Source organism: Hoyosella altamirensis, from assembly GCF_014191505.1.
In the GTDB taxonomy this organism is placed as follows: domain Bacteria; phylum Actinomycetota; class Actinomycetes; order Mycobacteriales; family Mycobacteriaceae; genus Hoyosella; species Hoyosella altamirensis.
Window position 1 is genome coordinate 385225 of sequence record NZ_JACHWS010000001.1, and the last position, 25630, is coordinate 410854.

22 protein-coding genes and 1 tRNA gene are annotated in these 25630 nt (G+C 62.2%); 13 read left to right on the forward strand and 10 right to left on the reverse strand.

What is annotated here, in order from left to right:
- The first annotated feature begins 11 nt into the window (after positions 1 to 11).
- The 5 genes from FHU29_RS01880 to FHU29_RS01900 all read left to right on the forward strand — a co-directional run bounded on the left by FHU29_RS01880 (position 12) and on the right by FHU29_RS01900 (position 5579).
- Positions 12 to 980 carry a 4-(cytidine 5'-diphospho)-2-C-methyl-D-erythritol kinase gene (locus FHU29_RS01880; RefSeq protein ID WP_064439629.1) on the forward strand — a complete coding sequence of 323 codons (969 nt, stop codon included), beginning with the start codon at positions 12 to 14 and terminating at the stop codon, positions 978 to 980.
- A complete protein-coding gene (locus FHU29_RS01885) occupies positions 981 to 2786 on the forward strand; it encodes an ABC-F family ATP-binding cassette domain-containing protein (protein ID WP_064439630.1) in 1806 nt (601 codons plus the stop codon).
- A gap of 70 nt (positions 2787 to 2856) precedes the next feature.
- A complete protein-coding gene (gene ppk2 / locus FHU29_RS01890) occupies positions 2857 to 3753 on the forward strand; it encodes a polyphosphate kinase 2 (RefSeq protein ID WP_157094994.1) in 897 nt (298 codons plus the stop codon).
- 6 nt (positions 3754 to 3759) lie between these two features.
- Entirely contained in the window at positions 3760 to 4875 is a 1116-nt protein-coding gene (locus FHU29_RS01895) for a VOC family protein (protein ID WP_064439631.1), read from the forward strand.
- Between the two features lie 26 nt (positions 4876 to 4901).
- Positions 4902 to 5579, forward strand: a complete 678-nt coding sequence (locus FHU29_RS01900) for a DUF4166 domain-containing protein (protein ID WP_064439632.1) — start codon at positions 4902 to 4904, stop codon at positions 5577 to 5579.
- 4 nt (positions 5580 to 5583) lie between these two features.
- On the opposite strand, the gene FHU29_RS01905 is transcribed toward FHU29_RS01900, so the two are convergent.
- Positions 5584 to 6042 (reverse strand): carboxymuconolactone decarboxylase family protein, encoded by a 459-nt coding sequence (locus FHU29_RS01905; protein ID WP_064439633.1) that lies wholly within the window; start codon positions 6040 to 6042, stop codon positions 5584 to 5586.
- 84 nt (positions 6043 to 6126) lie between these two features.
- Between FHU29_RS01905 and FHU29_RS01910 the strand changes: the two genes are divergently transcribed.
- Positions 6127 to 7173 (forward strand): enoyl-CoA hydratase/isomerase family protein, encoded by a 1047-nt coding sequence (locus FHU29_RS01910; RefSeq protein ID WP_064439634.1) that lies wholly within the window; start codon positions 6127 to 6129, stop codon positions 7171 to 7173.
- A gap of 8 nt (positions 7174 to 7181) precedes the next feature.
- Here FHU29_RS01910 and FHU29_RS01915 read toward each other — a convergent pair whose 3' ends face one another.
- Positions 7182 to 8570: a GntP family permease gene (locus tag FHU29_RS01915; protein ID WP_198156520.1), complete on the reverse strand. Its 1389-nt coding sequence runs from the start codon at positions 8568 to 8570 to the stop codon at positions 7182 to 7184.
- Positions 8567 to 9118 carry a gluconokinase gene (locus tag FHU29_RS01920; protein ID WP_064439635.1) on the reverse strand — a complete coding sequence of 184 codons (552 nt, stop codon included), beginning with the start codon at positions 9116 to 9118 and terminating at the stop codon, positions 8567 to 8569. The genes FHU29_RS01915 and FHU29_RS01920 overlap by 4 nt, the downstream gene beginning before the upstream one ends.
- A 128-nt stretch (positions 9119 to 9246) precedes the next feature.
- Between FHU29_RS01920 and FHU29_RS01925 the strand changes: the two genes are divergently transcribed.
- Entirely contained in the window at positions 9247 to 9978 is a 732-nt protein-coding gene (locus tag FHU29_RS01925; RefSeq protein WP_064439636.1) for a FadR/GntR family transcriptional regulator, read from the forward strand.
- Here FHU29_RS01925 and FHU29_RS01930 read toward each other — a convergent pair.
- A complete protein-coding gene (locus FHU29_RS01930) occupies positions 9975 to 11633 on the reverse strand; it encodes a peptide chain release factor 3 (protein WP_064439637.1) in 1659 nt (552 codons plus the stop codon). The genes FHU29_RS01925 and FHU29_RS01930 overlap by 4 nt on opposite strands.
- Before the next feature lie 175 nt (positions 11634 to 11808).
- On the opposite strand from FHU29_RS01930, the gene FHU29_RS01935 reads away from it, so the two are divergent.
- Positions 11809 to 13443, forward strand: coding sequence for a fatty acyl-AMP ligase (locus FHU29_RS01935; RefSeq protein WP_064439638.1), 1635 nt, complete (start codon positions 11809 to 11811; stop codon positions 13441 to 13443).
- Between the two features lies 1 nt (position 13444).
- On the opposite strand, the gene pth is transcribed toward FHU29_RS01935, so the two are convergent.
- From pth to glmU, 5 genes are all read right to left on the reverse strand, one after another.
- A complete protein-coding gene (gene pth, locus FHU29_RS01940; protein ID WP_064439639.1) occupies positions 13445 to 14014 on the reverse strand; it encodes an aminoacyl-tRNA hydrolase in 570 nt (189 codons plus the stop codon).
- Positions 14015 to 14106: 92 nt separating this feature from the next.
- Positions 14107 to 14745, reverse strand: a complete 639-nt coding sequence (locus tag FHU29_RS01945) for a 50S ribosomal protein L25/general stress protein Ctc (RefSeq protein WP_064439640.1) — start codon at positions 14743 to 14745, stop codon at positions 14107 to 14109.
- Positions 14746 to 14935: 190 nt separating this feature from the next.
- The gene (locus FHU29_RS01950) at positions 14936 to 15382 is read right to left on the reverse strand and encodes a hypothetical protein (RefSeq protein WP_064439641.1); all 447 of its coding nucleotides are present in this window, start codon (positions 15380 to 15382) and stop codon (positions 14936 to 14938) included.
- 120 nt (positions 15383 to 15502) lie between these two features.
- Positions 15503 to 16483 carry a ribose-phosphate diphosphokinase gene (locus FHU29_RS01955; RefSeq protein WP_074390795.1) on the reverse strand — a complete coding sequence of 327 codons (981 nt, stop codon included), beginning with the start codon at positions 16481 to 16483 and terminating at the stop codon, positions 15503 to 15505.
- Complete coding sequence (gene glmU / locus FHU29_RS01960) at positions 16480 to 18015, reverse strand: bifunctional UDP-N-acetylglucosamine diphosphorylase/glucosamine-1-phosphate N-acetyltransferase GlmU (RefSeq protein ID WP_074390797.1); 1536 nt, start codon at positions 18013 to 18015, stop codon at positions 16480 to 16482. The genes FHU29_RS01955 and glmU overlap by 4 nt, the downstream gene beginning before the upstream one ends.
- A 266-nt stretch (positions 18016 to 18281) precedes the next feature.
- Between glmU and FHU29_RS01965 the strand changes: the two genes are divergently transcribed.
- The 3 genes from FHU29_RS01965 to FHU29_RS22980 all read left to right on the forward strand — a co-directional run bounded on the left by FHU29_RS01965 (position 18282) and on the right by FHU29_RS22980 (position 20708).
- Entirely contained in the window at positions 18282 to 19529 is a 1248-nt protein-coding gene (locus tag FHU29_RS01965; protein WP_064439642.1) for a cation:proton antiporter, read from the forward strand.
- 213 nt (positions 19530 to 19742) lie between these two features.
- Positions 19743 to 20300, forward strand: coding sequence for a putative immunity protein (locus FHU29_RS01970; protein WP_423785857.1), 558 nt, complete (start codon positions 19743 to 19745; stop codon positions 20298 to 20300).
- A gap of 162 nt (positions 20301 to 20462) precedes the next feature.
- The gene (locus FHU29_RS22980) at positions 20463 to 20708 is read left to right on the forward strand and encodes a hypothetical protein (RefSeq protein WP_232322918.1); all 246 of its coding nucleotides are present in this window, start codon (positions 20463 to 20465) and stop codon (positions 20706 to 20708) included.
- Positions 20709 to 20993: 285 nt separating this feature from the next.
- Here FHU29_RS22980 and FHU29_RS01980 read toward each other — a convergent pair.
- A tRNA-Gln gene (locus FHU29_RS01980) sits at positions 20994 to 21065 on the reverse strand.
- Positions 21066 to 21194: 129 nt separating this feature from the next.
- On the opposite strand from FHU29_RS01980, the gene FHU29_RS01985 reads away from it, so the two are divergent.
- Positions 21195 to 21884 (forward strand): TetR family transcriptional regulator, encoded by a 690-nt coding sequence (locus tag FHU29_RS01985; protein ID WP_074390799.1) that lies wholly within the window; start codon positions 21195 to 21197, stop codon positions 21882 to 21884.
- A 139-nt stretch (positions 21885 to 22023) separates the two neighbouring features.
- Entirely contained in the window at positions 22024 to 25629 is a 3606-nt protein-coding gene (gene mfd / locus FHU29_RS01990; RefSeq protein ID WP_064439643.1) for a transcription-repair coupling factor, read from the forward strand.
- Position 25630: the final 1 nt, after the last annotated feature.

A 25630-nucleotide genomic window follows, 5' to 3' on the forward strand; every position in this document is an offset into this window, starting at 1 on the left:
GCTGTCCAACTGTGTTGCATGTCGTTGACGAACCGGTGAAGGTCCGCGCGCCCGCCAAGGTAAATCTGCATCTGGCGGTCGGCGATCTTCGCGACGACGGATACCACGAGCTAGCAACAGTTTTTCAGGCACTTTCGCTGTACGACGAAGTCGCCGTGACGCGCGCCGATGCGCTAACCGTCTCAGTTAAGGGCGAAGGTGCCCGCGAAGTCCCCCTAGACGAGAACAACCTGGTGTGGCGGGCTGCACAGTTGATGGCCGAGAAAGCGGGCCGGTCGCCGCGAGTCCACATCGCGATAAGAAAAGGAATCCCCGTAGCGGGAGGCCTTGCCGGCGGCAGCGCGGACGCGGCTGCGACCCTCGTCGCCCTCAATACGCTGTGGCATCTCGAACTCAGCCGCAGCGAGCTATCAGAACTCGCCGCCGAGCTCGGCAGCGATGTTCCGTTCTCGCTTCGCGGCGGTACCGCGATGGGAATTGGGCGCGGCGAGCAGTTGTTACCGGTTCTTTCACGGAGCACTTACCACTGGGTGCTGGCCTTCGCGAAGGGCGGCCTGAGCACCCCAGCGGTGTACAAGGAACTCGATCGGCTGCGGGAATCCGGCACACCCCCACGTCTCGGGAGCGCCGATGATTTGATGCATGCGCTGACCGTCGGGGACCCGGATGCGCTCGCACCGCTGCTCGGCAACGATCTGCAGGCAGCTGCGATTTCGCTGAAACCGCAGCTTCGGAGAACGTTGCGGGCCGGAAAGGACGCGGGCGCGCTGGCTGCAATTGTGTCGGGTTCAGGACCGACGTGTGCGTTTTTGTGCCGTGACGCTGAGGATGCGGTCAGTGTTGGGGTCGAAGTTTCGGCAACCGGAGTGTGCAGGACAGTTCGTACGGCGACCGGACCGGTTCCAGGTGCGCGGGTGATCGAGACCGACAGCGGCCCCGATGATCCGGCCCAAGAGCGTGCTGTCGATGGGGGTGCGTGAGTGGCAAACCTGGTCAACCTTGAACAGGTCTCGAAATCGTTCGGCGTCAAGCCGCTTCTCGATGAGGTGTCTCTGGGAGTGGAGGCAGGGGAGCGCATCGGCGTAGTTGGACTCAACGGTGGTGGCAAGACAACGCTGCTCGAGGTTCTCGCTGGTGTGACGCCCGTGGATGACGGCCGTGTCAGCCGCAGGAACGACGTACGGGTAGCGGTCGTCACGCAGCGCGGTGAGCTACCGGCCGGCGCGACCGTCGGGGACGTCGTCTTTGGCCCGCTCGGGCTAGCGGAGCACGAATGGGCATCAGACGCGCGTATCAGAGGCATCCTGACAGGGATCGGACTCCGCGAAGCGGAACGTCACCTCGACAGTCCCGTAGATTCCCTGTCCGGTGGCGAACGCCGGCGCGTTGGGCTCGCCGCTGCGCTGGTACAAGACCTGGATTTGCTCGTACTCGATGAGCCCACCAACCACCTCGATGTTGAGGGCGTGCAATGGCTCGCCGATCATCTGCTGACGCGACGCTCCGCTCTCGTCGTCGTGACACACGACCGCTGGTTCCTCGACACTGTGGCCACACGCACCTGGGAAGTCGTGGGCGGTCGAGTTGAAAGCTACGAAGGCGGATACAACGACTGGGTGTTCGCGCGGGCCGAACGCGCCCGGATCTCCGATGCGCAGGAAGAGCGCCGCCGGAATCTGGCCCGCAAGGAACTGGCATGGCTGCGGCGCGGCCCGCAAGCGCGGACATCAAAACCCCGCTATCGCGTCGAAGCGGCCGAAAGCCTGATCGCGGACGTCCCACCCCCGCGCGACACCGTCACGCTTTCCGCGTTCGCTACGCGCCGCCTCGGCAAAGTCGTCATCGAACTCGAAGATGTGACGCTCAGTACCCCCGATGGCCGAGAATTGCTTCACGACGTCACCTGGCGCCTCGCGCCGGGCGAACGGGCCGGCATCGTTGGCGTCAACGGATCAGGCAAGACCACACTTTTGCGTGCGCTCGCAGGTGCTGCGGAACTGACGACGGGCCGCCGTGTCGAAGGCAAAACAGTTCAACTCGGCTGGCTGCGGCAGGAACTCGATGACTTGCCGCCGGAAATGCGCGTGCTCGAAGCAGTGGAGGAAGTGGGCAGGCGCGTAATTTTGGGAGATAAGGAGATGTCCGCGTCCCAGCTTGCGGAACGCCTCGGATTTCCTCCCGCGCGACAGTGGACACCCGTCGCCGACCTCTCCGGTGGTGAACGGCGGCGCCTGCAACTCACCCGGATCCTGATGGCGGAGCCAAACGTGCTTCTCCTCGACGAACCGACTAACGACCTCGACATCGACACCCTGCAGCAGCTAGAGGACTTGCTCGATAGCTGGCCTGGCACTCTCGTGGTGATCAGCCACGATAGGTACCTGACTGAGCGTGTGTGCGATTCGGTCTACGCCCTCTTCGGAGATGGACAGCTGACGCATCTGCCGCGCGGAATCGAAGAGTATCTGCAGCGGCGGGCTTCAAACGCAGCAAGTTCCGGGAAGCCCACAGCGGTGGCCAAGCCGGCGCCTAGCGGGCAGGCCGAGAACGCGCCTGCGAAAACGAAGGGTGGCGCGGCGGAACGTGCTGCGCACAAGGAATTGACGCGGCTCGAGCGCGCGATCGCCAAACTCGAACAGCGGCAGGGTGTTTTGCATGCGGAGCTCGCGGCTGCGGCGACCGATCCCGAACGCCTCCAAAAGCTGCATGCGGAACTCAAGGTTGTCGACAGCGAACACGATGATCTTGAGGAGCGCTGGCTCGAGCTCGCGGATGAACTGGGTTAACGCACCGGATAGCCAGGAAACTGCGGTAATCCGGCATACAGCGAGTCGTTGTCCCGAGTAGCCTCACCCCATGGCTGCGAAGAAGGATCTATCCGGGATAGCGGAGTACAACGGCAAGGTGAAACCTGCGGAAAAGAAGCTTCCGCTCGATGTTTACGAGCCCGAGCTGAAACGTTTGCAGGCCGAGCTCGTTTCGATGCAACACTGGGTGCAAGATACGGGCGCCCGAATCGTCGCTGTTTTCGAGGGCCGGGACGCGGCTGGTAAAGGGTCTGCGATCAAGCGGATCACCGAGTACCTCAACCCACGGCTCTGCCGAGTGGTCGCGCTGCCCGCGCCCACCGAACGCCAGCGGACGCAGTGGTACTTTCAGCGGTATATCCAGCACCTTCCCGCTGCTGGAGAGATCGTGCTGCTAGACCGTTCGTGGTACAACCGCGCCGGTGTGGAGCGTGTGATGGGCTTCTGCACAAGCGACGAGTATTTTCGTTTCCTCCACCAGGTTCCTACCTTTGAGCGGCTGCTCGTTGAAGACGGGATCATGCTGAGGAAGTACTGGTTCTCGGTTTCCGACGTCGAGCAGGAACGCCGCTTCCATTCCCGGCTGAACGACCCCATGCGGCAATGGAAGCTCTCACCCATGGATTTGCAGTCAATCGTGCGCTGGGAGGAATACTCGCGAGCCAAGGACGAAATGTTCGTCCACACGGATATCCCGGAGGCCCCCTGGTACACCGTGGAAAGCGAACACAAACGGAACTCGCGGATCAACGTCATCAACCATCTTCTGCAGTCGATCCCCTATGAGCATGTAGAACCACCAAAGGTCGAGGTGCCGCCGCGGCCCGCCGCGACCAATTATCAGCGCCCGCCCCGGGAACAGTTCCGCTACGTCGAGAACTACGCCGCTACGCTGCTAGATAACAGCAAGAAGGCGAAAAAGAAGAAGTCGAAGGCTGGGAAGTGATGATTGATGACCGATCCGGGCGCGACCGACACCTCGAATGACCTCGCGGAACCTGGCGGGTTCCCCCGGCCGGGAGCCGTGCCGTACCTGATCGTCAACGGGGCGCATGAGGCTCTCAATTGGTACACGAAAGTCTTCGGCGCGAGCGTGCGCGGCGAGCCGATCACGATGGACGATGGTCGAATCGGGCACGCGGAACTCACGATCGGCGACGGAGTCATTTATCTGGCCGAGGAGTTCCCAGAGATGGGTCTGACGGCGCCCCGTACGGGCACCGCGTCGGTGAGCCTCATGATTCCGGTGGATGACCCTGACTTGGTTCTCACCCGCGCACGAGAGGCGGGGGGCCGTGTGGAGCGCTGGACGTACCAGAGTCATGGGCAGCGAAACGCGACGCTCATTGACGCTTTCGGTCATCGCTGGATGCTTGCCGCGCCAATCGGTGGGACGTTGCGTCACGGCGACATTGCGGCTATCACGGTGTCCACGCCAGATCTTGACCGGGCTGCGGCGTTCTACAGGGCTGTCCTTGGCTGGGAGATGGAGCCGGCAGACGGCCAGTTGCGTGTCACGAACACGAGCGCGGCGATCTTCCTTGAAGGCGGGAATGACGTCAGCGAACTGCGGTGCCGTTACGCTGTGAGAAATCTTGATGACGCGCTAACGGGCGTGGAAGCTTCCGGCGGCGTGTGGACACGCGACGGTGAGATCGTGGCGTGCCGCGGGCCGCACGGTATCCGGTTCGAGTTGGCTGAGATCAGCGGCGACGAGTCGCGTCCCGCGATCAACGGGGACGGCCCTGGTGATCCCGCGTATTTGACCTTCGAGGTGGTCGACCTCGACGAGACACAACAGTTCTATCGAGACGTCGTCGGCTGGGAGTTCGAAGGAAGCGAAGAACGCGGTGGTTTCGAGATGGTGGGGATCCATCCAATGTGCGGACTGACACGAGCGCCGGAAGACCGGATCGTTCCGATGTGGCGGGTTGATGATGCTTCTGCCGCACCAGATTTCATCACGGCAGCGGGTGGCGAGGTGCTGGCAGGCCCGGAGGTGCGGGAGTACGGTGTGTCTGCGCACTGCCGTGACGATCAGGGCGGCCGCTTCTATCTCGGTTCGTAGCCGTGTTCGCGATGGGAGGATGACTTATGCCGTCAGTTGTCGAGCATGCTCTTGGTGAGCGATTCTCGCGCCTGCACCCGAAGGTGCAGTGGCGGTTCGGATTCTCGGCAGCGGATGGTGTGTGCCAGATCGGCACCGGTGTGATGGAAGAGATGTCGCATTCCCTTGCTGTTCCGGTGCCAGTTGCATGGATCCTGGGCTCGCGAAGAATTGCGCCGTCACGGACAGGACTTGATGTCCCATTCGAGGTAGAGAACTACGCGTACACCGACCCCCTTGGACGTGAAACACACGCGACGGTACGCACGTTCCACTTCGAGGGTAAGACCGCGGAGATGGATTCCACCATGGTGGGAAGCAAAACCGGCAGCTACGTCGTCGATTACCTCGGCGCGCAGCCTGACCTGGCTGTCAAGACTCAACTCTGGGTGGATGACAAAGGGGCACTGCGTTTCACAAGCGGTGCACCTAGGTTTCTCATACCCTTCGCGCCGCGCTTGCCGGCACTCGCGTCTGCACGGACGGAGGCTCGCGAGTGGTGGGATGACGATAAGCAGCACCACGGCATCGAGGTCGAGGTCAAGAATCCGCTTCTCGGCCGGATGTTCTATTATCGCGGCCATTTCACGGCGGTCGAGCGTGCCTGCGCGGACGATCAGATTCCCAGCCGTGCCAGAACGCGCAAAGCAGTGAGCCGCGAGTGAGAATTCACTTCTCCACTGGGTAGCCACTCACCATCGCGATCCGGTTCCACATGTTGACCATCATCGTGATCCAGGTGACTGCGATGTACTGCTGCTCAGTCAGAACTGATCGTGCCTCGCGAATAACCACGGGCGGAATGTCTTGTCCCGGAAGCGTGGTGATTGCCTCGGCCAGACCGAGCGCGCCACGTTCCATCGGAGTAAACAGCCCTGTCCGGCGCCAGGCGGGAAGCACTGAGAGCCGTGCGCGGTCTTCACCCGCCTTCGCCGCATCTTCGGTGCAGGCGCGCATCGAGTGCGCACATCCGTTGAGTTGAGACGCGCGGACTTTCAGAAGTTCCGCGAGAGCGCGAGGGATACCGGCTTTTCGTGCGATCGCAGTGACTTCCTGGTTCAGTGAAATCAGTCCGAGGTACGTCCCCGACGACGGATCGGCTACATCGATCCGATAGGTATCGCTCATGACGCATCAGCCTATGGTGAAGCGTCCACCAAGTACAGGTACGGTCGACTCGAGTGTGGAATAGCGACATTAAGTGAGGCTGCTGTGGGTGATTCCCGGTCGGAACAATCGGTGCTGACGAGGACCGCGAACCGTACTGGTGTGATTTCCCTGAATCGGCCGGCCGCGCTCAATGCGCTGGATACGTCCATGATCCAGGCGATCAATGTCGCCTTGGACAGCTGGATGCACGACACATCGGTCAGCCGTGTGGTCATCCGGAGCACCTCACCGAAAGCGTTTTGCGCCGGTGGAGATATCCGCGCGATTCGTGACGCTGTCCTGACGGGTCAGCATGACGCGGCTCACGAATTTTTCCGGCTGGAATACGATCTCAATGAACGCATCGCCACCTTCCCGAAACCCATCATTGCGCTTATCGATGGCGCGGCAATGGGAGGTGGGCTGGGGGTTTCCGTGCATGGCAGCTTACGTGTGGTCACCGAGAATGCGGTGTGCGCGATGCCGGAAACCGCGATCGGGTTCTTCCCAGATATCGGGGCAAGCTACTTTCTCCCACGCCTCGGCCTGAACGGTACGGGCAGCGTCGCACTGGGCAAGTATCTCGGGATGACCGGTGCACGCTTAGACGCCGCGGATGCTGTGACATGCGGCCTTGCAACGCATTTCGTTCGGAGCGAAAGGCTGGCAGATCTGCTCGCCGCGCTGGAGGACGAAGGAGAAGCCGATGCCGCAGCGATTATCGAGTCCTTCGCGTCGGATCCGGGGCCTTCCGCGCTCGCCTCGCACATGGAGACGATCGAGGAGTGCTTCTCCGCGGGCACCGTCACCGAAATGGAGGACTGCCTCGCTAACGGCCGAAGCGAGTGGCATGCACAGGTTTTGGCTACACTCCGGAAGGCCTCCCCACGCAGTGTGTGCATCACGATGCGTCTCATCGAACGTGGCGCAGTCTCAACGCTGCGCGAATGCCTGGACCGGGAACTTGCGCTCACCGCCCCAGTCACTCGCCACCCTGACTTCGCGGAAGGGATTCGGGCAGTGCTGGTCGACAAGGACCGCAATCCCCAATGGGCGGATGCGGCCCTCGCCGACGTTGATCCGGTGCACATTGACGCGTTGCTGCTGTAGCGCGTGTCTTAGGCGATAGCAAAGATCGCTGAGGCGAGTCCGAAGCCCATCAACCCAATTGCAGTCTGCATGACGGTCCACGTTTTGAGCGTCGTCTTGACGTCCATCCCCAGGAAACGCCCTACCAGCCAGAAGCCGGAATCGTTGACGTGGCTTGCCGTCACAGAACCAGCCGCCAGCGCGAGAACGATCGCGGCGAGCTCGACCGAGTTGAAATCGCCCAGGAAAACGGCAGGCTGCACAAGGCCAGCCGCCGTAATGAGTGCGACAGTCGCGGAGCCCTGTGCGATCCGCAGCGCCGCCGCCACGATGTAGGCAGCCACGATGACAGGCAGTCCCATATCCCCGAGCGCGTCCGACAGCGCGTCACCCACGCCGCTTGCGCGGAGTACTGCACCGAACATGCCGCCGGCACCGGTGATAAGGATGATCGCGCAGACCGGACCCAGCGCTGAATCTATGAGCTTCTCTACGACGTCTGCGCCGCGTCCACGCCGGGTGCCGAGAACGTATGACGCGACTAGCACTGTTGCGAGGAGGGCGACAGGGGTGGAGCCTAGTGCCCGCGCGAGAGTGAACCACTCGGCGTCTCCATCCACCCAGCCTGCCGCACGCGCTGTGTCGAGACCGGTGTTAGCGAAAATCATGAGAAGGGGGAGAAGGAGCAGCCCGATGACAGTCAGGGCCGAGGGCGGATCCTCATCGTGTTCCGCCTTTGGCCCGCCCATAAGGATATCCGGAACGGGCAGCACGATCTTTTTCCCGACCCACAGTCCGAACAAGTAGCTCGTCAGGTACCACGTGGGGATCGCGACTACCAGTGCGAGGAGGATGACAAGCCCCACGTCGGCGCCAAGGAGTTCCGTCGCAGCGACTGGTCCGGGATGTGGCGGCACGAAAATGTGCATCACCGAGAACGCGCCGGCGACCGGAATCCCGTAACGGAGCACGCCGCCGCCGAGTCTGCGCGCGACGGTGAACAGAATCGGAAGCATGACGACGAAACCGGCATCGAAGAAGATGGGGAAGCCGAAGATCAGTGACGCGATGCCGAGGGCGAGCGGAGCTTTCTCTTCGCCGAATTTGTTGATGAGCGCGTCGGTCAGTGCCTGTGCTCCGCCGCTGACTTCGATGAGTCTGCCGAGCATCGCACCGAGACCGACCAGCAGCGCAACCGCACCGAGCGTGCTGCCAAAGCCTTCCGTCAGCGTGGGAATCACGTCGCCGGACGGAATTCCGGTTGCGAACGCGGTCAGCAGGCTCACCAGGACCAGCGCCAGGAACGCATGCACACGGAGTTTGATGATGAGGAAGAGCAGCACCGCGACGGCGCCTGCGGCGATGGCGAGCAGTGTGCCCGCGCCGAGGGTTTGCACCCAGTCGTCAGTAGTGATCATGGTTGCGCTCCGAGCTGTGGCAGGTCCGGGTTGGTCAGATTCAGGGCGGTCAGTGCAGTTGTGACGATCTGGTGTGTGGTGTCCCTCAGGTCGACCGTCACGCCGTCTTCATCGGGGTGAAGCGGTTCGAGATCACCGAACTGTGAGTCCAGTAGCGACGTGGGCATGAAGTGTCCGGACCGCTGCTGCATCCTCTCGGCGATGAGGGGTGCAGGCCCGTGGAGAAATACGAAACGTACCCGCGCATTGGCTTGACGCAGCACATCCCGGTACGAGCGCTTGAGTGCCGAACAGGTTAGGACGACGTCGTCCCCGGCGGCCGCCTGTTCGCTGATCCAGTCGCGGATGGACTCGAGCCAGGGCATCCGGTCGGCGTCAGTGAGCGGCGTACCTGACGCCATTTTGTCGATATTGGTTTGCGGGTGGAACTCGTCCGCTTCCGCTCGCATCCAGCCAAGCTGTTCTGCAAGAAGCTGTGCGGTGGTAGTTTTGCCGACTCCGGCGACACCCATCACTACCAGGGCATTCCTGGGTGATTTCACTGGCATGGGGCTTCCTCCTTGTGCCGGTCACGGCGGATACATGGATGTTTGACCAAAGGTACTACCTTTGGTTGTGAAAGATATCACCTTTAGGATACGAATGTGAAGCCCCCCTCAGGGATAGGCTGGGAAACGTGACAGCACAGGGCAGCGGTGGAGCGGCGAGCAGCGCCGGTATTGCTGGCGTGCTGCACAATTCAGTTCTCGACGTCATTGGGCGGCGTATCACTGCGGGCGAACTCACCGCGGGCCAGGTGCTGACTCTCGACACGATTCAGCAGCAGTTCGGGATTTCCCGGACCGTGGCGCGCGAAACCATGCGCCTACTTGAATCGCTGGGCCTCGCGACGTCGCGACGGCGGGTCGGCATCATTGTCCAGCCGAAATCATCGTGGCAAGTGTTCGATCCGCGCGTCATCTGGTGGCGCCTGTCCGGCCCCGACCGTGACGCGCAGATGCGTACCCTGACGGAGTTGCGCATAGCTGTCGAGCCCTTGGCGGCCGCAGCGGCCGCACGCGGTGCCTCAGCTGCCGAACGCGCCCGAGCTGTAGAACTCGCCAGCGGAATGCGGGAACTCGGCGAGGCAGGGGAGCTCCAGCAGTTCCTCGAACTCGATATCGCGTTTCACGCACTACTCCTCACCGCGGGTGGGAACGAAATGTTCGCGGCGCTCACTGACGTCATCGCAGTTGTCCTCGAAGGCAGAACGACGCTGGGGCTGATGCCGCACCGCCCCGAAGCGAAGGCGCTTGATCTGCACGAGACTGTCGCACATGCCGTCGCGGACGGCCGCAGCGCCGACGCGGAGAACGCGATGCGCGAACTCCTGGGCGAAGTACGCGAAGCGATGCGTCCCAGCCCCTAATCCGCGGTGGCGACTAGCGGTTCGAGTGTCAAATCTGGGTGTTCCTTCTGGATGAATTGCAGGCGCCACTTGTCGCTGACCAGCGCGAGAAGGACTCCATCCGTCCGAAGGAACACTTCCACGCCGCGCTGACGGCCAAGTTCAGTGGCTGATTCCGCATCGGTGCGCCGCGCCAGCGCGTAGGGGAGGCGGTCCAACTGTGTTTCGACGTTGAACTCCGCGCGCATCCGGGCGGTCACGACTTCGAACTGCATTGGACCGACTGCAGCGAGAACAGGCGATGCGTCACCGCGCAGATCGTTACGCAGCACCTGCACCACGCCTTCGGAATCGAGCTGTTCAATAGCTTTCCGGAACTGCTTGTACTTGCCCGCACTTGTGGCCCGCAGCACCGCGAAATGCTCAGGCGCGAACGACGGGATAGGCGGGTACTCCACGGCAGGACCGCTGAAGAGCGTGTGCCCTGGTGCTAGCGCGGTGGCGTTGACCAGACCGACTACGTCACCCGGATACGCGGTATCAACTGTTGAGCGATCGCGACCGAACATCGTCTGTGCGTACTTTGTTGCGAAGGGCCGCCCCGTTTGGGCGTGTGTCACGACCATGCCGCGCTCAAACTCGCCTGAGACGATGCGCATGAACGCAATCCGGTCGCGGTGCGCGGAATCCATACCCGCCTGCACTTTGAACACGACGGCGGAGAATGGGTCGGTGACATCTCGCGGCTCGCCTTCGACGTTCTGCCGAGAGCGGGGCGGAGGCGCAAGCTCGACGAGGGCTTGAAGAAGCTGGCGTACACCGAAATTCAGCATTGCGGACGTGAAGATCACAGGCGAAGTCTCGCCAGCGAGGAAGGTCTCCTGGTAATGGTCCTGGCCGGTAGCCGAAAGCAACTCACTCTCTTCGGCTGCCGCTTCCCAGTCCTCACCCTCGATCGACAGCGCTGCTTCGGCTGATAGATACTCCTCCGGCGCGATCGTGGCGCCGCCGGCAGTGCGCGTGAACTTGATGTAGTCCGCAGGTTCGCCGTCTTTACCGCGGCGCAGCAGACCCTTGAAATCACCGGCAATGCCGACTGGCAGATACAGCGGTGTCGGCAACAACCCGATCCGCTCGCTGACCTCGTCTAGCAGTTCCAGCACCGTGCGGCCGGGCCGATCCCACTTGTTCATCACCGTGATGACAGGAATGCCCCGGTGCTTACACACCTGGAACAGCTTCAGGGTCTGCGGCTCGAGTCCCTTGGCGGAGTCAATGAGCATCACAGCGCAGTCAACCGCTGTCAGCACACGATAGGTGTCTTCGGAAAAATCAGCGTGACCTGGTGTATCGACCAGGTTGATCACGCATTCAGCATCGTCATCAGGGGGTATATAGGTGAACTGGAGGGCCGTCGAGCTGACAGAGATTCCGCGTGCCTTTTCCATCTCCATCCAGTCGGAGACGGTCGATTTCCGGCCCGATTTACCGTGCACGGCGCCGGCTTCAGCGATGACCTGTGCGTGCAGCGCCAGTGCCTCCGTGAGCGTCGATTTACCAGCGTCAGGATGGGAGATCACCGCGAACGTCCGACGCCGCTTCGCTTCCGCGGCGACGCTCGAGCTTGCACGCTTTGCGCTAGCGCTGCCAGGAACGGACTGGTCGGTGTCGGTCACGCTGTTTCCTTGCGATTCGGGCGAGTAGGTCTCCTGTAAGCCTAGTCGCTGAAGGAGTTTTGACTTAATCAGCGGATCGCGCCGATCTGCCGGCAGACATCACGCCGCGGACTAACCTGAGAAGGTCGGCCCGGCTCCGGACTGCAAGGCCGAAGCGCGGCATAAGGAGAGGGCATTGAGCAGGTTCACGGACGAGATGTATGCAACGGCAGCCTCAAGCCCGACGGGTCTGGTCACGGGCGAGCCCAGTGCGCCGCTGCGGCAATCGTGGAACGAAGTCCACCAGGTGGCGCGGAAAATGGCGGGAGGGCTCGCGGAACTTGGCATCGGCCCCGGGGACGCGGTGGGAATTCTCGCAGGGCAACCTGTGGAGATCGCGCCCTCAGTGCAGGCGATCTGGATGCGTGGCGGCTCGGTGACCATGCTCCACCAACCGACCCCGCGCACGAACCTTGCCCACTGGGCCGGCGAAACCCAGACCGTCGTGGAGATGATCAAAGCCCGGGCGGTCATCATCAGCGCGCCGTTCGAACCAGTCGCGCCGATCCTCGCCGAGAAGGGAATCACCGCGGTATCAGTTGCTGACCTACAAGAGGGACCTGACGCGGCACCTCTCGAGACAGCCGAAGAGGACATCGCGCTGCAACAGCTGACTTCCGGTTCGACCGGCGCGCCCAAGGCTGTGCGCATCACCCACGGGAACTTCTACACCAATACGCACGCGATGATCGACGCAGCTCACTACGACTTCGATACCGATGTGATGGTGAGCTGGCTGCCACTCTTCCACGACATGGGGATGGTCGGGTTTCTCACCACACCCATGCAGGTCGGATGTGAGAGCGTCAATGTCACACCGCTCGACTTCCTTCAGTCGCCACTGCTTTGGGCGGATCTCATCACCAAGTACCGGGGCACCATCACGTCTGCACCTAATTTCGCGTGGGCCCTTCTCGCCCGTCGGCTGCGGCAGGCTCCGAATGACTACTGTGACCTGTCGTCATTGCGCGTCGCGATGAGTGGCGCCGAACCCATCGACCCGGACACGATGCTGGACTTGCTCGAGGCGGGCGAGCGTTTCGGTTTGAAGCCAGAGGCCCTCGCGCCCGCGTACGGGATGGCCGAAACGACGCTGGCGATCTCGATGGCCGTGGACGAGGGCATGACGATCGACGAGGTGGACGCTGACCTCCTCGAAGCGATGTTCAGCGCGGTGCCCGCGCAAAAAGGCGCCAACACGCGTCGCCTGGTCACGCTCGGGCCGCTGGTGCCCAACCTCGAGGGCAGGGTAGTAGACAACGAGGGAAACGAACTACGCACCCGCGGCGTCGGCACCATCGAGGTACGCGGACCCGCTGTCAGCCCGGGCTACGTCACTATCGACGGTGAGAAACCCACACAGGACTCCGAGGGCTGGCTCAATACAGGGGACATCGGGTACTTCACCGAAAACGGCCATATCGTTGTCTGCGGACGCGCTAAAGACGTGATCATCATGGGTGGGCGCAACATTTACCCGACTGACATCGAGCGTGCGGCCGCGACAGTGTCCGGGGTCCGTGCGGGCGCTTCGGTCGCCGTTCGCATTGATGCAGGTGATCGGCGCGAGAGCTTCGCCGTCGCCGTTGAGTCGAAAGCGCATGACGATCCGGAAGAGGTGAGCCGCATCCAGCACGAGGTAGTGCACGCGGTCTTCGCTGAAGTCGGCGTCAGGCCCCGCACCGTCGCGGTGCTCGCTCCGGGCACGGTCCCCAAGACTCCGTCGGGCAAACTGCGCAGGTCTAACTCAGTCAACCTAGTCGGACTCTAAATCAGCGTGCGTGCACACGGTTCTGTGCTGCTTCAAGTCCGAGTTCGATGAGGAGTTCGAGGGCGTCCGCCGCTTCCTCGACGATGACACCGAGTTCTTTGCGCTCCGTTGCGGAAAACGGTTTGAGTACGTATGAAGCGGCCGCCATCTGACCAGGCGGGCGCCCGACACCGAGACGAACCCTAAGGTAATCGCGCGTATGCAGGTGGGAGGTGAGTGAGCGCAGGCCGTTATGGCCGCCCTCACCGCCGCCGCGCTTGAGGCGCACAACACCAAAGTCCAGGTCAAGATCATCGTGTACCGCAATCACGTTCTCCGGCGGGACCGAGAAGAACTTCGCGGTCGCGGAGATAGGACCCCCGGACAGGTTCATGTAGGTGTGCGGTTTAGCCAACACGGCATTGACACCAGACAACCGGATTTCAGCGAGATCCGCGCGCGTACGTTTCTGTCGTGAAAACCGTGCGCCGTAGCGCGTGGCGAGCACATCGGCGACCAGGTAGCCAACATTGTGCCGCGTGGTTGCGTACTGCGTTCCAGGGTTGCCTAGCCCCGCGACGACAAATGTCACCGCTCGGCCTCCTCACTCCAGTCAGTCGGTACTGATCCTGACACAGCAGACGGCGCGCCGCCCGGGGACGACGCGCCGTCATGAGTGAGCGATCACTCCTCGCTGGCGTCCTCAGGGACTGCGTCGCCCTCGGGTGCCTCAGCCTCGACGGCCTCTGGCTCGGCGCCCTCCTCAGGAACTTCCTCTTCCTGAGCGGCAGTGACGTTCGCGACGAGGGTTTCCGGGTCAGACTCAAGCTCGACACCCGCGGGGAGCTGCACGTCACTCGCGAGGATCTGAGTGCCAGCCTCAGCACCCTCGACCGAAACATCGAACTCTTCCGGGATGTTCAGCGCGTCCGCAAGGACGGTCAGCGTGCCAGCATCCTGAGTGACGAGGGTGTCAGGTGCGGCCTCACCACTGATGACGACGGGGATGTCGACGCTGATCTTCTCGCCCTTCTTCACGACGAGAAGATCGACATGCTCGATAACGGGGCGGATCGGGTGCGTCGAAACCGACTTGGTGAACGCCAGTGACTTCTTGCCGCCGATGTTCAGCGAAAGGATCGCGTTGGTGCCGCCGGAACGGAGGATGGCCGCGAACTCAGTGAAAGGCAGAAGCAGGTGCTGCGGCGGTTCGCCATGACCGTAGAGGACTGCGGGGATTTTCCAGTCGCGGCGCGCGCGGCGAGCAGCGCCCTTACCGAATTCGGTGCGCTCTTCTACTGCCAGCTCGAAAGTGTCAGCCATCGTGTACTCCTCTGAACGGGACGTGTTGTCGTGCAGTCCCGCACGAGTGCGCACACCAGCGCCTGGCTAGTGAGATCGGGCATTTCTGCCCGGTCGCGCCGATAACGGGGCATATTTGCAGCCACCCTCGCCGAGACAACTTGACTATGGTAGCGGTGCTAGGCCGGATGTGCGAAATCCGGCTTCCGTATCACGGCATCAGGTGCCCAGAGTCCACAACGATGTAGCCGGCATCTCCGAAGATGGTTTGCTCTGTGTTGGTCACCAGCGGGATAACCAGGTGTTCACGCAGCTTTTCTGGGTCCGAAGGGTATTCGTCGCCGACCAGACACGCCGACACATGCCGGTATATTCCGGGCAGGGGCACCTCGACTTCGAGAGTCCCGGATTCGCTGGGCCCGACGAGGGTGACCGGAGGCAGCCCGATCTGAGTAAGCGGCAGTCCGAAATACTGCAGGGCGGCGAAGCACGACGCCGGTTCAGACGTGCCGTTGTGGAACGTGAACGTCACCGTGCTGCCGTCCACCTCGAGGTTGCCCTCAGCCTGCGCAGCCGCCGGTACTGCGGTGACAGCAGACACTGACATCGCAGCGGCGGCAACCACGCCGATGGCACCTATCCGGGCCCCGATACTCACGCCACTACTCCCTCGCTCGTTGTACTGACGGCGATGGTAGGCATGCCGAACCGCCAAGTTAGGCGGCTCGGCTCAGCGGTGGCCTGAAAGTTATCCGATTCTTGTTGAGTCGCAACCTGTTCAGGCGCTGCCATCGAAGAGTGAGGTCACGGATCCGTTCTCGAAAACCTCGCGGATGGTCTGCGCGAGCAGCGGCGCGATAGAGAGCACCGTCAACTGCGGGAAGTGCTTGTCCTCAGAGATTGGAAGCGTGTTAGTGACGATCACTTCTTTGGCACCACAATTGGCTAGGCGTTCAGCTGCGGGATCTGAAAGTACGCCGTGTGTGGTCGCGATAACGACGTCTCCCGCTCCGGACTCTTTGAGCAGACCTACGGCCCCGGCGATCGTGCCGCCGGTGTCGATCATGTCGTCAATCAGGATGCTGGTGCGTCCTTCGACGTCGCCGACAACGCGGTTCGACTTCACCTGGTTCGGTACCAGCGGATCACGAGTTTTGTGGATGAACGCGAGCGGCGCTCCGCCGAGGAAGTCTGCCCACTTCTCAGCGACACGGACACGGCCCGAGTCGGGGGAGACCACCGTGATCTGATCGAGCGAGTAGTGGGAACGCACGTACTCTGCGAGCTGAGGCGCTGCGCGCATGTGGTCAACCGGGCCGTCGAAAAACCCCTGGATCTGATCGGTGTGCAAGTCCACCGTGATGATCCGGTCGGCGCCTGCGGTCTTCAGCAGGTCTGCGACGAGACGCGCTGAGATGGGCTCGCGACCGCGGTGCTTTTTGTCCTGCCGTGCGTAGGGGAAGAACGGCAGGATCGCGGTGATGCGTTTCGCTGAGCCTCGCTTGAGCGCATCGATCATGATCAACTGCTCCATGAGCCAGCTGTTCAGCGGGTATGGATGGCTTTGCAGAACAAAGGCGTCACATCCGCGGACGGACTCTTCGAAGCGGACGAAGATTTCGCCGTTCGCGAAGTCACGCGCCGTCTGCGGCGTCACCGCGATGTCGAGTTCCTTCGCGACCTGCTCGGCGAGCTCAGGATGAGCCCGGCCGGAGAAGAGCATCAGGTTCTTCTGGTTGTCAACGGAAAAAGCGCTCACTCGGTGCCGCCGTCCTCGGTTGCGTTGTGTTGTTTCCTCGCTGCATTGCGAGCCTTCACCGCAGCCTTCGCTGCTGCGGAGCCTGGACGATTCGCGTCGACCCAGCCCTCAATGTTGCGCTGTCTGCCGCCAGATATTGCTAGTGCCCCTGGCGGGACGTCTTCGCGGAGCACAGTGCCCGCTCCTGTATACGCGCCGTCACCGACATGCAGTGGTGCGACGAACATGGTGTCCGAGCCTGCCCGAACGTGCGACCCAACGATGGTTCGGCTCTTGTTAACGCCGTCATAGTTCACGAAAACGCTTGATGCGCCGATATTCGTGTGCTCGCCGATAGATGCGTCACCCACGTACGTCAGGTGCGGGACCTTGGAATGCGAGCCGATATCGACATTTTTGGTTTCGACGTAGGTACCGATTTTCGCGTGGTCCCCGATCAACGATTTCGGGCGCAAATATGCGAACGGCCCAATCATGCTGGACGCGCCGATCGTGGAACGTTCACCGTGCGATCTGACTACCCGCGCATCCTCGCCGACAGTCACGTCCGTCAGCGTAGTGTCAGGACCAATCTCAGCCCGATCGCCGATGAGGGTCGCCCCATACAGTTGCACACCGGGGAGCAGGGTCGCGTCCCTGCCGAGACGGACCGAGACGTCGATCCATGTTGTGTCGGGGTCTATGACGCTGACGCCTTCACGCATCCAGTGCTCGACGATTCGGCGGTTCATCTCTTTGCGGAGCGCAGCGAGCTGGACACGGTCGTTGACCCCGGCTACGAGCGCCGCGTCGTCAACGTGCAGCGCACGGACCGTGAGATGGCGCCTGCGGGCAATCTCGATGACGTCCGTCAGATACAGCTCACCCTGCGCGTTGTCGGAACTCAGATCTTGAAGCGCCGAACGGAGATGTCGGGCGTCGAACGCGTAAACACCGGCGTTGACCTCCGTGATTGCGCGCTGCTCATCTGTCGCGTCAGCTTCTTCCACAATGGCGCTGAGGGAACCGTCGGCTTCGCGGACAATCCGTCCGTAGCCCCGCGGTCGGTCGACAGTGAATGTCAAGACCGTAACTGTAGCCCCAGCGCCCGCCTGATGGGTCGCGAGCAGTTCGTCCAGCGTTGCACCGTCGAGCAGGGGTACGTCCCCGGCAGTGACGAGGACTGTTCCGTCGAAGTCGTCTGGGAGCACTTTCAGGCCGCTCTCGACTGCATGCCCGGTGCCGTTCTGTTCCTCCTGCACGGCCACCGCAATATCGCGTTCGAGCAACTCAGCTACGGCTTTCACTTCGCGGGCGACAAGTTCACGTTGATGCCCCACAACCGAGACTAGGGCTCCAGGGTCGATGGCGTTCGCAGCCGTGAGAGCGTGCCCGATCATCGAACGGCCGCACATTGTGTGCAGCACCTTTGGCAGGTCCGACTTCATGCGGGTGCCGGCGCCCGCAGCAAGCACAATGACAGCGGTAGAAGCCCTTGATGGATCAGACGTCGAGTCAGGAACTACTGCAGCAGCCGGTGGAGTCTGCGGCATTCTTCTCCCTTGCTCACAGCGAGTCAGGTCTCAGTCAGGTTGCAACGTTGCGTGGCGCGACCGTGCGCCGATCGTCGATAATACGCAGGATATGCCCGTGCGCCGAACCGCATCGCCGAATTCACGGGTAGCTGTGCACATCTGCGCCGGGTGAGACGCAAGTTGCGGTCTACGGGGCCAGGAAGGCGCGGCCGTACAGACCGTTCAGCTCGACTCGATGCGGCAAAGCCGTGTTTAGGGGTGCGCTCGTTCGGTTAGATTGCAGCGTGAACATCAGCCTGTACCTTGCCGTCTTTGGTGGACTTTCGCTGATCATCGCCGCTTTTTCAGCGTCCCTCCGTAAATGGCCGGTGTCGGAACCGATGCTCGGCCTGCTTGCAGGCGCATTGCTCGGTCCGCAAGTCGTCGGCGCGCTCCACGCGCCAGAAGACAGCGCCTCATTGCTGAGGGAGGCTGCGAACCTCTTGCTGGCCCTATCAGTAATGGGAGTTGCGTTACAGTTCCCCTTGCGGGCCATCCGCGCTCATACGCGCTCACTGCTCATCCTGCTCCTAGTGGCGATGCCGCTGATGGCGGCGATCTCAGCCGGAATCGGGTGGGCAATCCTCGGCGTGCCACTCGTCGCCTGTGCTCTGCTGGGCGCCGCCCTATGCCCGACAGACCCCGTCCTGGCGTCCAATGTGGTGGGCGGGAGATTCGCCGAGCGCGACGTGCCTCAGCGCACCAGACAGCTGCTCCTGCTGGAATCTGGAGCGAACGACGGCCTCGCGCTGCCGCTGGTTCTCGTAGCTATTGCGCTGACGGGAGTCGCTACCGTGGGCAGTACCGCGGTCGAATCCCTATGGCAACTGTCAGGGGCCGTGGCAGTGGGCGTCATCGCTGGGTGGTGTGGTGGGAAGGCTCTGAGGACAGGTGAAAAGCATGGCTCGACAGAGAGCGGGCCCATGCTCTTCTTCGCCGTCACGCTTGCGGTGGGCATCCTCGGGCTGTCCGACCTGGTTCATACCGACGGTGTACTAGCGGTCTTCGTTGGCGGTCTCGCTTTCAGCTTCGCTACTACCGGCCAGGAACGGGAAGCAGAGGTACGCATCGATGAGGCCGTCAACCGATTCGCGGTCCTGCCGCTCTTCATGCTTCTGGGGATGTCGCTGCCCTGGCAGGACTGGAAGAGTCTCGGAGTGCAAGGACTGCTCTTCGCTGCGGCTGTACTGGTGCTGCGGCGACTGCCAGTGATCCTGTTGTTAGCGAAGGCGCTGAAACTGCGCCTGCGCGACGCTGTCTACCTAGGCTGGTTCGGGCCGATCGGAGTTGCCGCGCTGTTCTACCTGCTCTTGATCGACCAACGAATCGGCCTCGATCCGGAGCTTTACGCGGCCGGAACCCTGGTTATCGCTGTCAGCACTGTCGTGTTCGGGCTCACCGCTGCTTCCGGGCGCGTGCTGTACCGGCGCGCGTCAGGTGGCGCTGCGGAAGACAGCGCTGTCGAGGACAAAGTGATGGACCGTGAGGAGTGAACGCTCAGACTTGTCACTGCAGGCGCGTAATCTAGCGCCGTGCAGCTTATCGAGCCCGCACCACCGCACTGTCCCAATGGCCATCGGCTCGGACCAAACGAAGTGCTTGTCGGGTGGCAAACGACGAATGAGCCGTACTGCCGCACCTGGGAATGCCGAACTTGCGGTGCCATCGTCAGAGACTGCGCTGTCACCACGCGCGAGGATGCAAATGTGGCTGATGAGGATCTGATGGTTGAACTCAGCATCGCTGACCTGCGTGAGGTGGCAGCGTTTGCCGCAGCCTGCGCGGAGCCGGTGCTGGCGATCTTCGAGCGCGACTGCGCAGGTGATACACGTGCACGGTCTGCACTCGACGAGGCGCACAGGTTTGCCTCCGGGGGAAACCGGACCAAGGCGCTGCGAATGACTGCGCTCGCAGCGCACCGCGCGGCGCGTTCCGCACAAGAGGGCGGCCTTGAAGCCGCAGTCGACGCGGCGCGCGCTGCCGGTCACGCGGGAGGCGCTGCATACCTGCATCCACTGGCGAAAGCGACCCAGGTCAAGCACATCCTCGGAGCAGCCGCCCATGCAGCCCGAGCACTCGAACTCGATGCTGGCGGCGACTACACAGTGGGCGACGGGTACATCGAAAAGGCGGGAAATCTAGCTGGCCCCATCGTGGTGAGCGTCCTGACGCGTTACCCAAGCGCCCCAGGTGGCGGTGGTCGTGTGGGCGAGCTCATGCGAGCACTAGATACAAGGTTGCGTGGACTGGAAGCCTGCCGCTAATGCCTCTGCACACGGTACGAAGGGTGAGTCCTGCGACATATTTGGATACGAGGTGGACTGAGAAAGTAGCCGCCTCCGACAAGCCGACACGAAAAGTGGTCAAACCGCAAGGTCCTGGAAGCCATCGACTCCACGCGGTAACAACCCAAGGGAGAAGCGCACATGAGCAGGAGAGCATACGAAGTCAAAGTGACTCGTGAGGGTCGCTGGTGGATGGTTCGTGTACCGGAACTAGATGAACTCACCCAGGCCCGCCGTCTGAGCGAAGTTGAGCAAATGGCACGCGAACTCATCGCGCTAGCGAACGACTCGCGCATCTCAGATGTCGATGTCACGGTGACTGTCGAAGTTCACGGACTCCGTGACGTCATCGGCGAAGCGATGCATATTCGGCAGGTCCGCGAGTAAGCCGCAAAACTAGAAGCGGAAGCGCAAGAGTTGTCCCGCCGCCTTGCAGGCGGACTATCCAAGGCAGACGTTCCGGTCCGTGATATCGGCACCGTACTAGGTGTGTCCTATCAGCGAGCACACCAACTAATTAGCCACTAGCGCCAAACCGTATCAATGGCCAGGTGAGGACGACCGGACGCGAGACGCGATCGACACCCTATTCTTGCGTGGGTCCCAGTGGGTCCAAGAGGCCCCTATCGACGCTTCCGAAGGTGGGAAAATATCGTCCCTACCTGCGCTTTGCTCCGCCGCCAGGACTCGAACCTGAACTAGCTGAACCAAAATCAGCGGTGCTGCCGATTACACCACGGCGGATTGTGCGGCACACTGGCGCGGGCCCTGATGGAGGACCGGCAGCAGATGTGCGCAATGATCCTTACATACAGATGGGCGTTTGGTCGACTTGTATACGCGGCGATCCGCAGGGGAAGGATGGAATCGACGATGACTAGCGCAAGGAGCTCGGGTTCTTCGGACGCGGCCCCGGACAGGGACAGCGCGACTGAGAGAGTTCCGCGTGCGCGCATGACCGGTGCGGAGCGGCGAAACCAGTTGATCGAGGTGGCAAAGTCTCTGTTCGCTGAGCGTGGATACGAGGCGACCTCGGTGGAGGAGATCGCGCAGCGGGCGCAAGTGTCGAAGCCTGTCGTCTATGAGCATTTCGGCGGCAAAGAAGGAATCTATGCAGTCGTAGTCGACCGGGAGATGTCCGATCTGCGCGACCGGATCACGTCCTCGTTGTCCTCGCATCGTTCGCGGGTGCGGGTGGAGCAGGTGGCGCTCGCGCTCCTGACCTACATCGAAGAATGCACGGATGGTTTCCGGATTCTCGTTCGCGACTCGCCAGTGGGCGCAAGTTCAGGCACATACTCGAGTCTGCTGAATGACGCGATCGGTCAGGTTACGCATCTGCTGGCGTCGGACTTCGGCAAGCGGGAGCTGCAGCCCGAGTCGGCCGGGCTGTACGCGCAGGCGCTGGTGGGCATGGTGTCGGTCACTGCTCAGTGGTGGCTCGACGAGCGGAACCCACCGAAGGAAATCGTCGCCGCGCATTTGGTGAACCTGTGCTGGAACGGTCTGATGAACCTTGAGCCGGAGCCACGATTGCACGGTTCTGATTCTGCTGAGGCTTGACCTGACGCAAGTTCGCAGGCCGCTGACCTCGTGGGTGAGCGAATTGTCGGTGGTCGGTCATAGAATCGTGCGCGCTGGTCAATTGTGAGTCAGGCCGGCTGGTGGGATTCGTAGATCTATCGCGTGAGGAGCTCGGGGAGTGTCCGCTCAGCAGTCACGGCAAGGTGCGTCCTCGGCGCTCTTCGATTTCGCTCTCGGCGATGCAGCATTGCAGCAGGTGCGTGACGCAGTTGGCCGAACCGAGCGCACACTTGTCGCACCACTGGGGGCGCGTCCCTTCGTCGCGGCTGCCCTGGCCAGCGTCGCCCCAGTGCTGCTTGTCACGGCCAATCGCCGCGAGGCTGAAGACCTGACGAGTGAGCTTCAAGGCGTCCTTGGTGACACTGTCGCATTGTTTCCCTCATGGGAGACGCTGCCGCACGAGCGGCTGTCGCCCGGGGCGGATACCGTCGGTCAGCGGCTTCAAGTGCTGCGGCGGCTTGCGCGTCCGGACGATGCCACCTTCGGGGCGCCACTCAAGGTGATCGTCGCGCCGGTCCGCGCGGTTATTCAGCCGATGTCGCGCGGCCTCGGTGAACGCGCACCGGTTGTGCTGAAAATAGGCGAGGAACGCAGCTTCGACGATCTACTCGCTCAACTCACCGAGTTCGCCTACAAGCGCGTCGATATGGTCGCTAAGCGCGGCGAGTACGCGGTGCGGGGCGGGATCCTGGACATTTTCCCACCCACTGCTGAACACCCAATACGCATCGAGTTCTGGGGCGATGAGGTCACGGAACTGCGCGAGTTCTCCGTTGCCGACCAAAGGTCACTTTCCGGGGGTGCGGTCGAGGTTGTCATCGCGCCGCCGTGCCGGGAACTCTTGTTGACCGACTCTGCGCGGGAACGCGCCGCCGCACTTGCCGCGGACCACGCGGGCAACGACTCGCTGGTGGAACTATTCGACAAGCTGTCCTCGGGAATTCCAGTTGAGGGCATGGAGGCGCTGATCCCAGCTCTGACGGAAGGTCCGCTCGAGCTGCTGCCTGAGCTTCTCCCGCAGGGGACCGTTGTCGTTATCTGCGATCCCGAGAAAACTAACGCCAGGGCGGATGACCTCCGCAGTTCCGGCACAGAGTTCCTCGAGGCTTCCTGGGCTGCCGCCTCTTTCGGTGGGGGTGCCCCCATCGATTCGCGCACGCTCGACCTTTCGGCATCAGCCTTCAAGCCGCTGCCCTTTGTGCGTGAGAGGGCTCTCGCTGGTGGTCGTGGCTGGTGGGATCTGACGCAGCTCGCCAGTGGAAGCGACGACGAACTGGTCTTGCCGGTCCAGGCTGCGCCCGCGATGCGGGGAAGTGAGCAGGAGATCGCGACCACTTTCGCCATGCTCCGCGCGCATATCTCGCAGGGCGGCCGTGCAGCGATCGTCGTCCCCGGTGCCGGTACCGCACAGCGTTATAAGGAGCGGCTACTTGACGCGGAAGTGCCTGCAGCTCTTCTCGAGCCGGGCAAAGCCCTGTCCGAAGGCGTGGTGAACCTGCTGTGTGCAACGCTCAGCAGCGGTGTGGTGTTCGAGGACGCTCAGCTCATCGTGCTCACCGAATCGGATCTGACCGGAAACCGGGCGACCACGACGCCTGCACGCAAGCTCGCATCGAAGCGGCGCAACCAGGTTGACCCGCTTGCCTTGCAGGCGGGTGACCTTGTTGTGCACGATCAGCACGGCATCGGACGGTTCGTGGAGATGGCGGAACGGACCGTCAGCGGCGCGCGGCGTGAATACCTCGTCATCGAATACGCGGCGAGCAAGCGCGGGCACCCGGGGGACAGGCTGTTCGTTCCGATGGAGTCCCTGGACCAGTTGTCGCGCTATGTCGGCGGCGAAGCGCCAGGTCTGTCGAAAATGGGCGGCTCCGACTGGCAGAACACTAAACGCAAGGCACGCAAAGCGGTCCGTGAGATTGCGGCAGAGCTTGTGCAGCTGTACGCGAAGCGGCAGGCCTCACCGGGCCATGCATTCGGCCCGGATTCGCCGTGGCAAAGCGAACTCGAAGATGCTTTCGCGTTTGTGGAGACGGACGATCAGCTCACCGCAATTTCAGAAGTCAAGGGCGACATGGAGCGTGGCGTCCCGATGGACAGGGTCGTCTGCGGCGACGTTGGCTTCGGTAAGACCGAAATCGCTGTACGGGCAGCCTTCAAAGCGGTTCAGGACAACAAGCAAGTTGCAGTTCTGGTGCCGACGACGTTGCTCGCGCAGCAGCACACAGAGACGTTCACGCAGCGGATGGCGGGATTCCCCGTAAAAATCAAGCAGTTGTCGCGCTTCACCGCTCCCACGGACTCACGTGCGGTCATCGCGGGGCTTGCGGATGGGACGGTGGACGTCGTCATTGGCACTCACAGGCTGCTCCAGACAGGTGTGCGCTGGAAAGACCTCGGCCTGGTGATTGTCGATGAAGAGCAACGATTCGGAGTCGAGCACAAGGAGCACATCAAAGCGCTTCGTTCGCACGTCGACATGCTGACGATGTCCGCGACCCCCATACCGCGAACGCTAGAAATGTCGCTGGCGGGAATCAGGGAAATGTCGACGATCCTGACACCCCCTGAGGAGCGGCTGCCCGTCCTCACATACGTCGGGGCCCACGAAGACAAACAGGTTGGTGCAGCCATCCGGCGGGAACTCCTTCGCGACGGCCAGGTGTTCTACGTTCACAACCGCGTCAGCTCGATCGAGAAGGCAGCCAAACACATTCGTGATCTCGTGCCGGAGGCTCGTGTAGTCGTCGCGCACGGTCAGATGAACGAAGAAGCACTCGAGACTACTGTTCAGGGCTTCTGGAACCGCGAATTCGACGTCCTGGTGTGCACCACAATTGTGGAGACAGGGCTCGACATCTCAAACGCGAACACCCTGATCGTGGAGCGCGCGGACACGCTCGGTCTCTCGCAACTTCATCAGTTGCGCGGCCGCGTGGGCCGCGGCAGAGAACGCGGCTATGCCTACTTCTTGTATCCATCGAACCGGGTCCTGACCGAGACGGCGTACGACAGGCTCGCGACGATCTCGCAGAACTCCGATCTTGGTGCGGGGATGGCGGTAGCGATGAAGGACCTCGAGATCCGTGGTGCAGGAAACGTTCTCGGAGCCGAGCAGTCCGGCCACGTCGCGGGGGTCGGGTTCGATCTCTACATTCGACTCGTGGGCGAGGCTGTCGAAGCATTCAAGGCAGTGGCCGATGGCAGACCGGTCGAGGCGCCCGAGGAGAAGAAAGAAGTCAAGATCGACCTTCCAGTCGATGCCCATATACCGCCCGATTACGTCTCCAGTGATCGCCTTCGGCTCGAGGCTTATCGCAAGATTGCAGCCGCGCAGGGCGATGACGAACTCGATGCCGCCACAGAAGAATTGCTCGACAGGTATGGCCCGCTGCCGGAAGAGGTCAAACGACTACTCTCCGTGGCCAGGTTGCGCCTGATGTGCCGCGAACGCGGACTCACGGATGTCACGGTAGTGGGCACACAACTCAGACTGGCGCCGATGACGCTTCCGGATTCGAAACAGGTCAGGCTCAAAAGACTGTACCCATCGGCCCAGTACCGCCCCACAACGTCGCAAATACAGCTTCCGCTGCCTCGCAGCGGGAGGGGAACCCCAGCTGACCCTCGGGTGCGTGACAACGACGTCGTCCAGTTTGTAGCGGACTTCCTGACCTCCCTGGATGGGAAGCCAAAAGGGGAGACGCAGGTGATCGTGAGGTGAC

Excerpts from the sequence above, each read along its gene's own strand:
- ppk2 (WP_157094994.1), top strand. The coding sequence starts at position 2,857 with ATGGCTGCGAAGAAGGATCTATCCGGGATAGCGGAGTACAACGGCAAG.
- FHU29_RS01895 (WP_064439631.1), top strand. The coding sequence starts at position 3,760 with ATGACCGATCCGGGCGCGACCGACACCTCGAATGACCTCGCGGAACCT.
- FHU29_RS01900 (WP_064439632.1), top strand. The coding sequence starts at position 4,902 with ATGCCGTCAGTTGTCGAGCATGCTCTTGGTGAGCGATTCTCGCGCCTG.
- FHU29_RS01905 (WP_064439633.1), bottom strand. The coding sequence starts at position 6,042 with ATGAGCGATACCTATCGGATCGATGTAGCCGATCCGTCGTCGGGGACG.
- FHU29_RS01915 (WP_198156520.1), bottom strand. The coding sequence starts at position 8,570 with ATGATCACTACTGACGACTGGGTGCAAACCCTCGGCGCGGGCACACTG.
- FHU29_RS01920 (WP_064439635.1), bottom strand. The coding sequence starts at position 9,118 with ATGCCAGTGAAATCACCCAGGAATGCCCTGGTAGTGATGGGTGTCGCC.
- FHU29_RS01945 (WP_064439640.1), bottom strand. The coding sequence starts at position 14,745 with ATGGCTGACACTTTCGAGCTGGCAGTAGAAGAGCGCACCGAATTCGGT.
- glmU (WP_074390797.1), bottom strand. The coding sequence starts at position 18,015 with ATGCCGCAGACTCCACCGGCTGCTGCAGTAGTTCCTGACTCGACGTCT.
- FHU29_RS22980 (WP_232322918.1), top strand. The coding sequence starts at position 20,463 with ATGAGCAGGAGAGCATACGAAGTCAAAGTGACTCGTGAGGGTCGCTGG.
- FHU29_RS01985 (WP_074390799.1), top strand. The coding sequence starts at position 21,195 with ATGACTAGCGCAAGGAGCTCGGGTTCTTCGGACGCGGCCCCGGACAGG.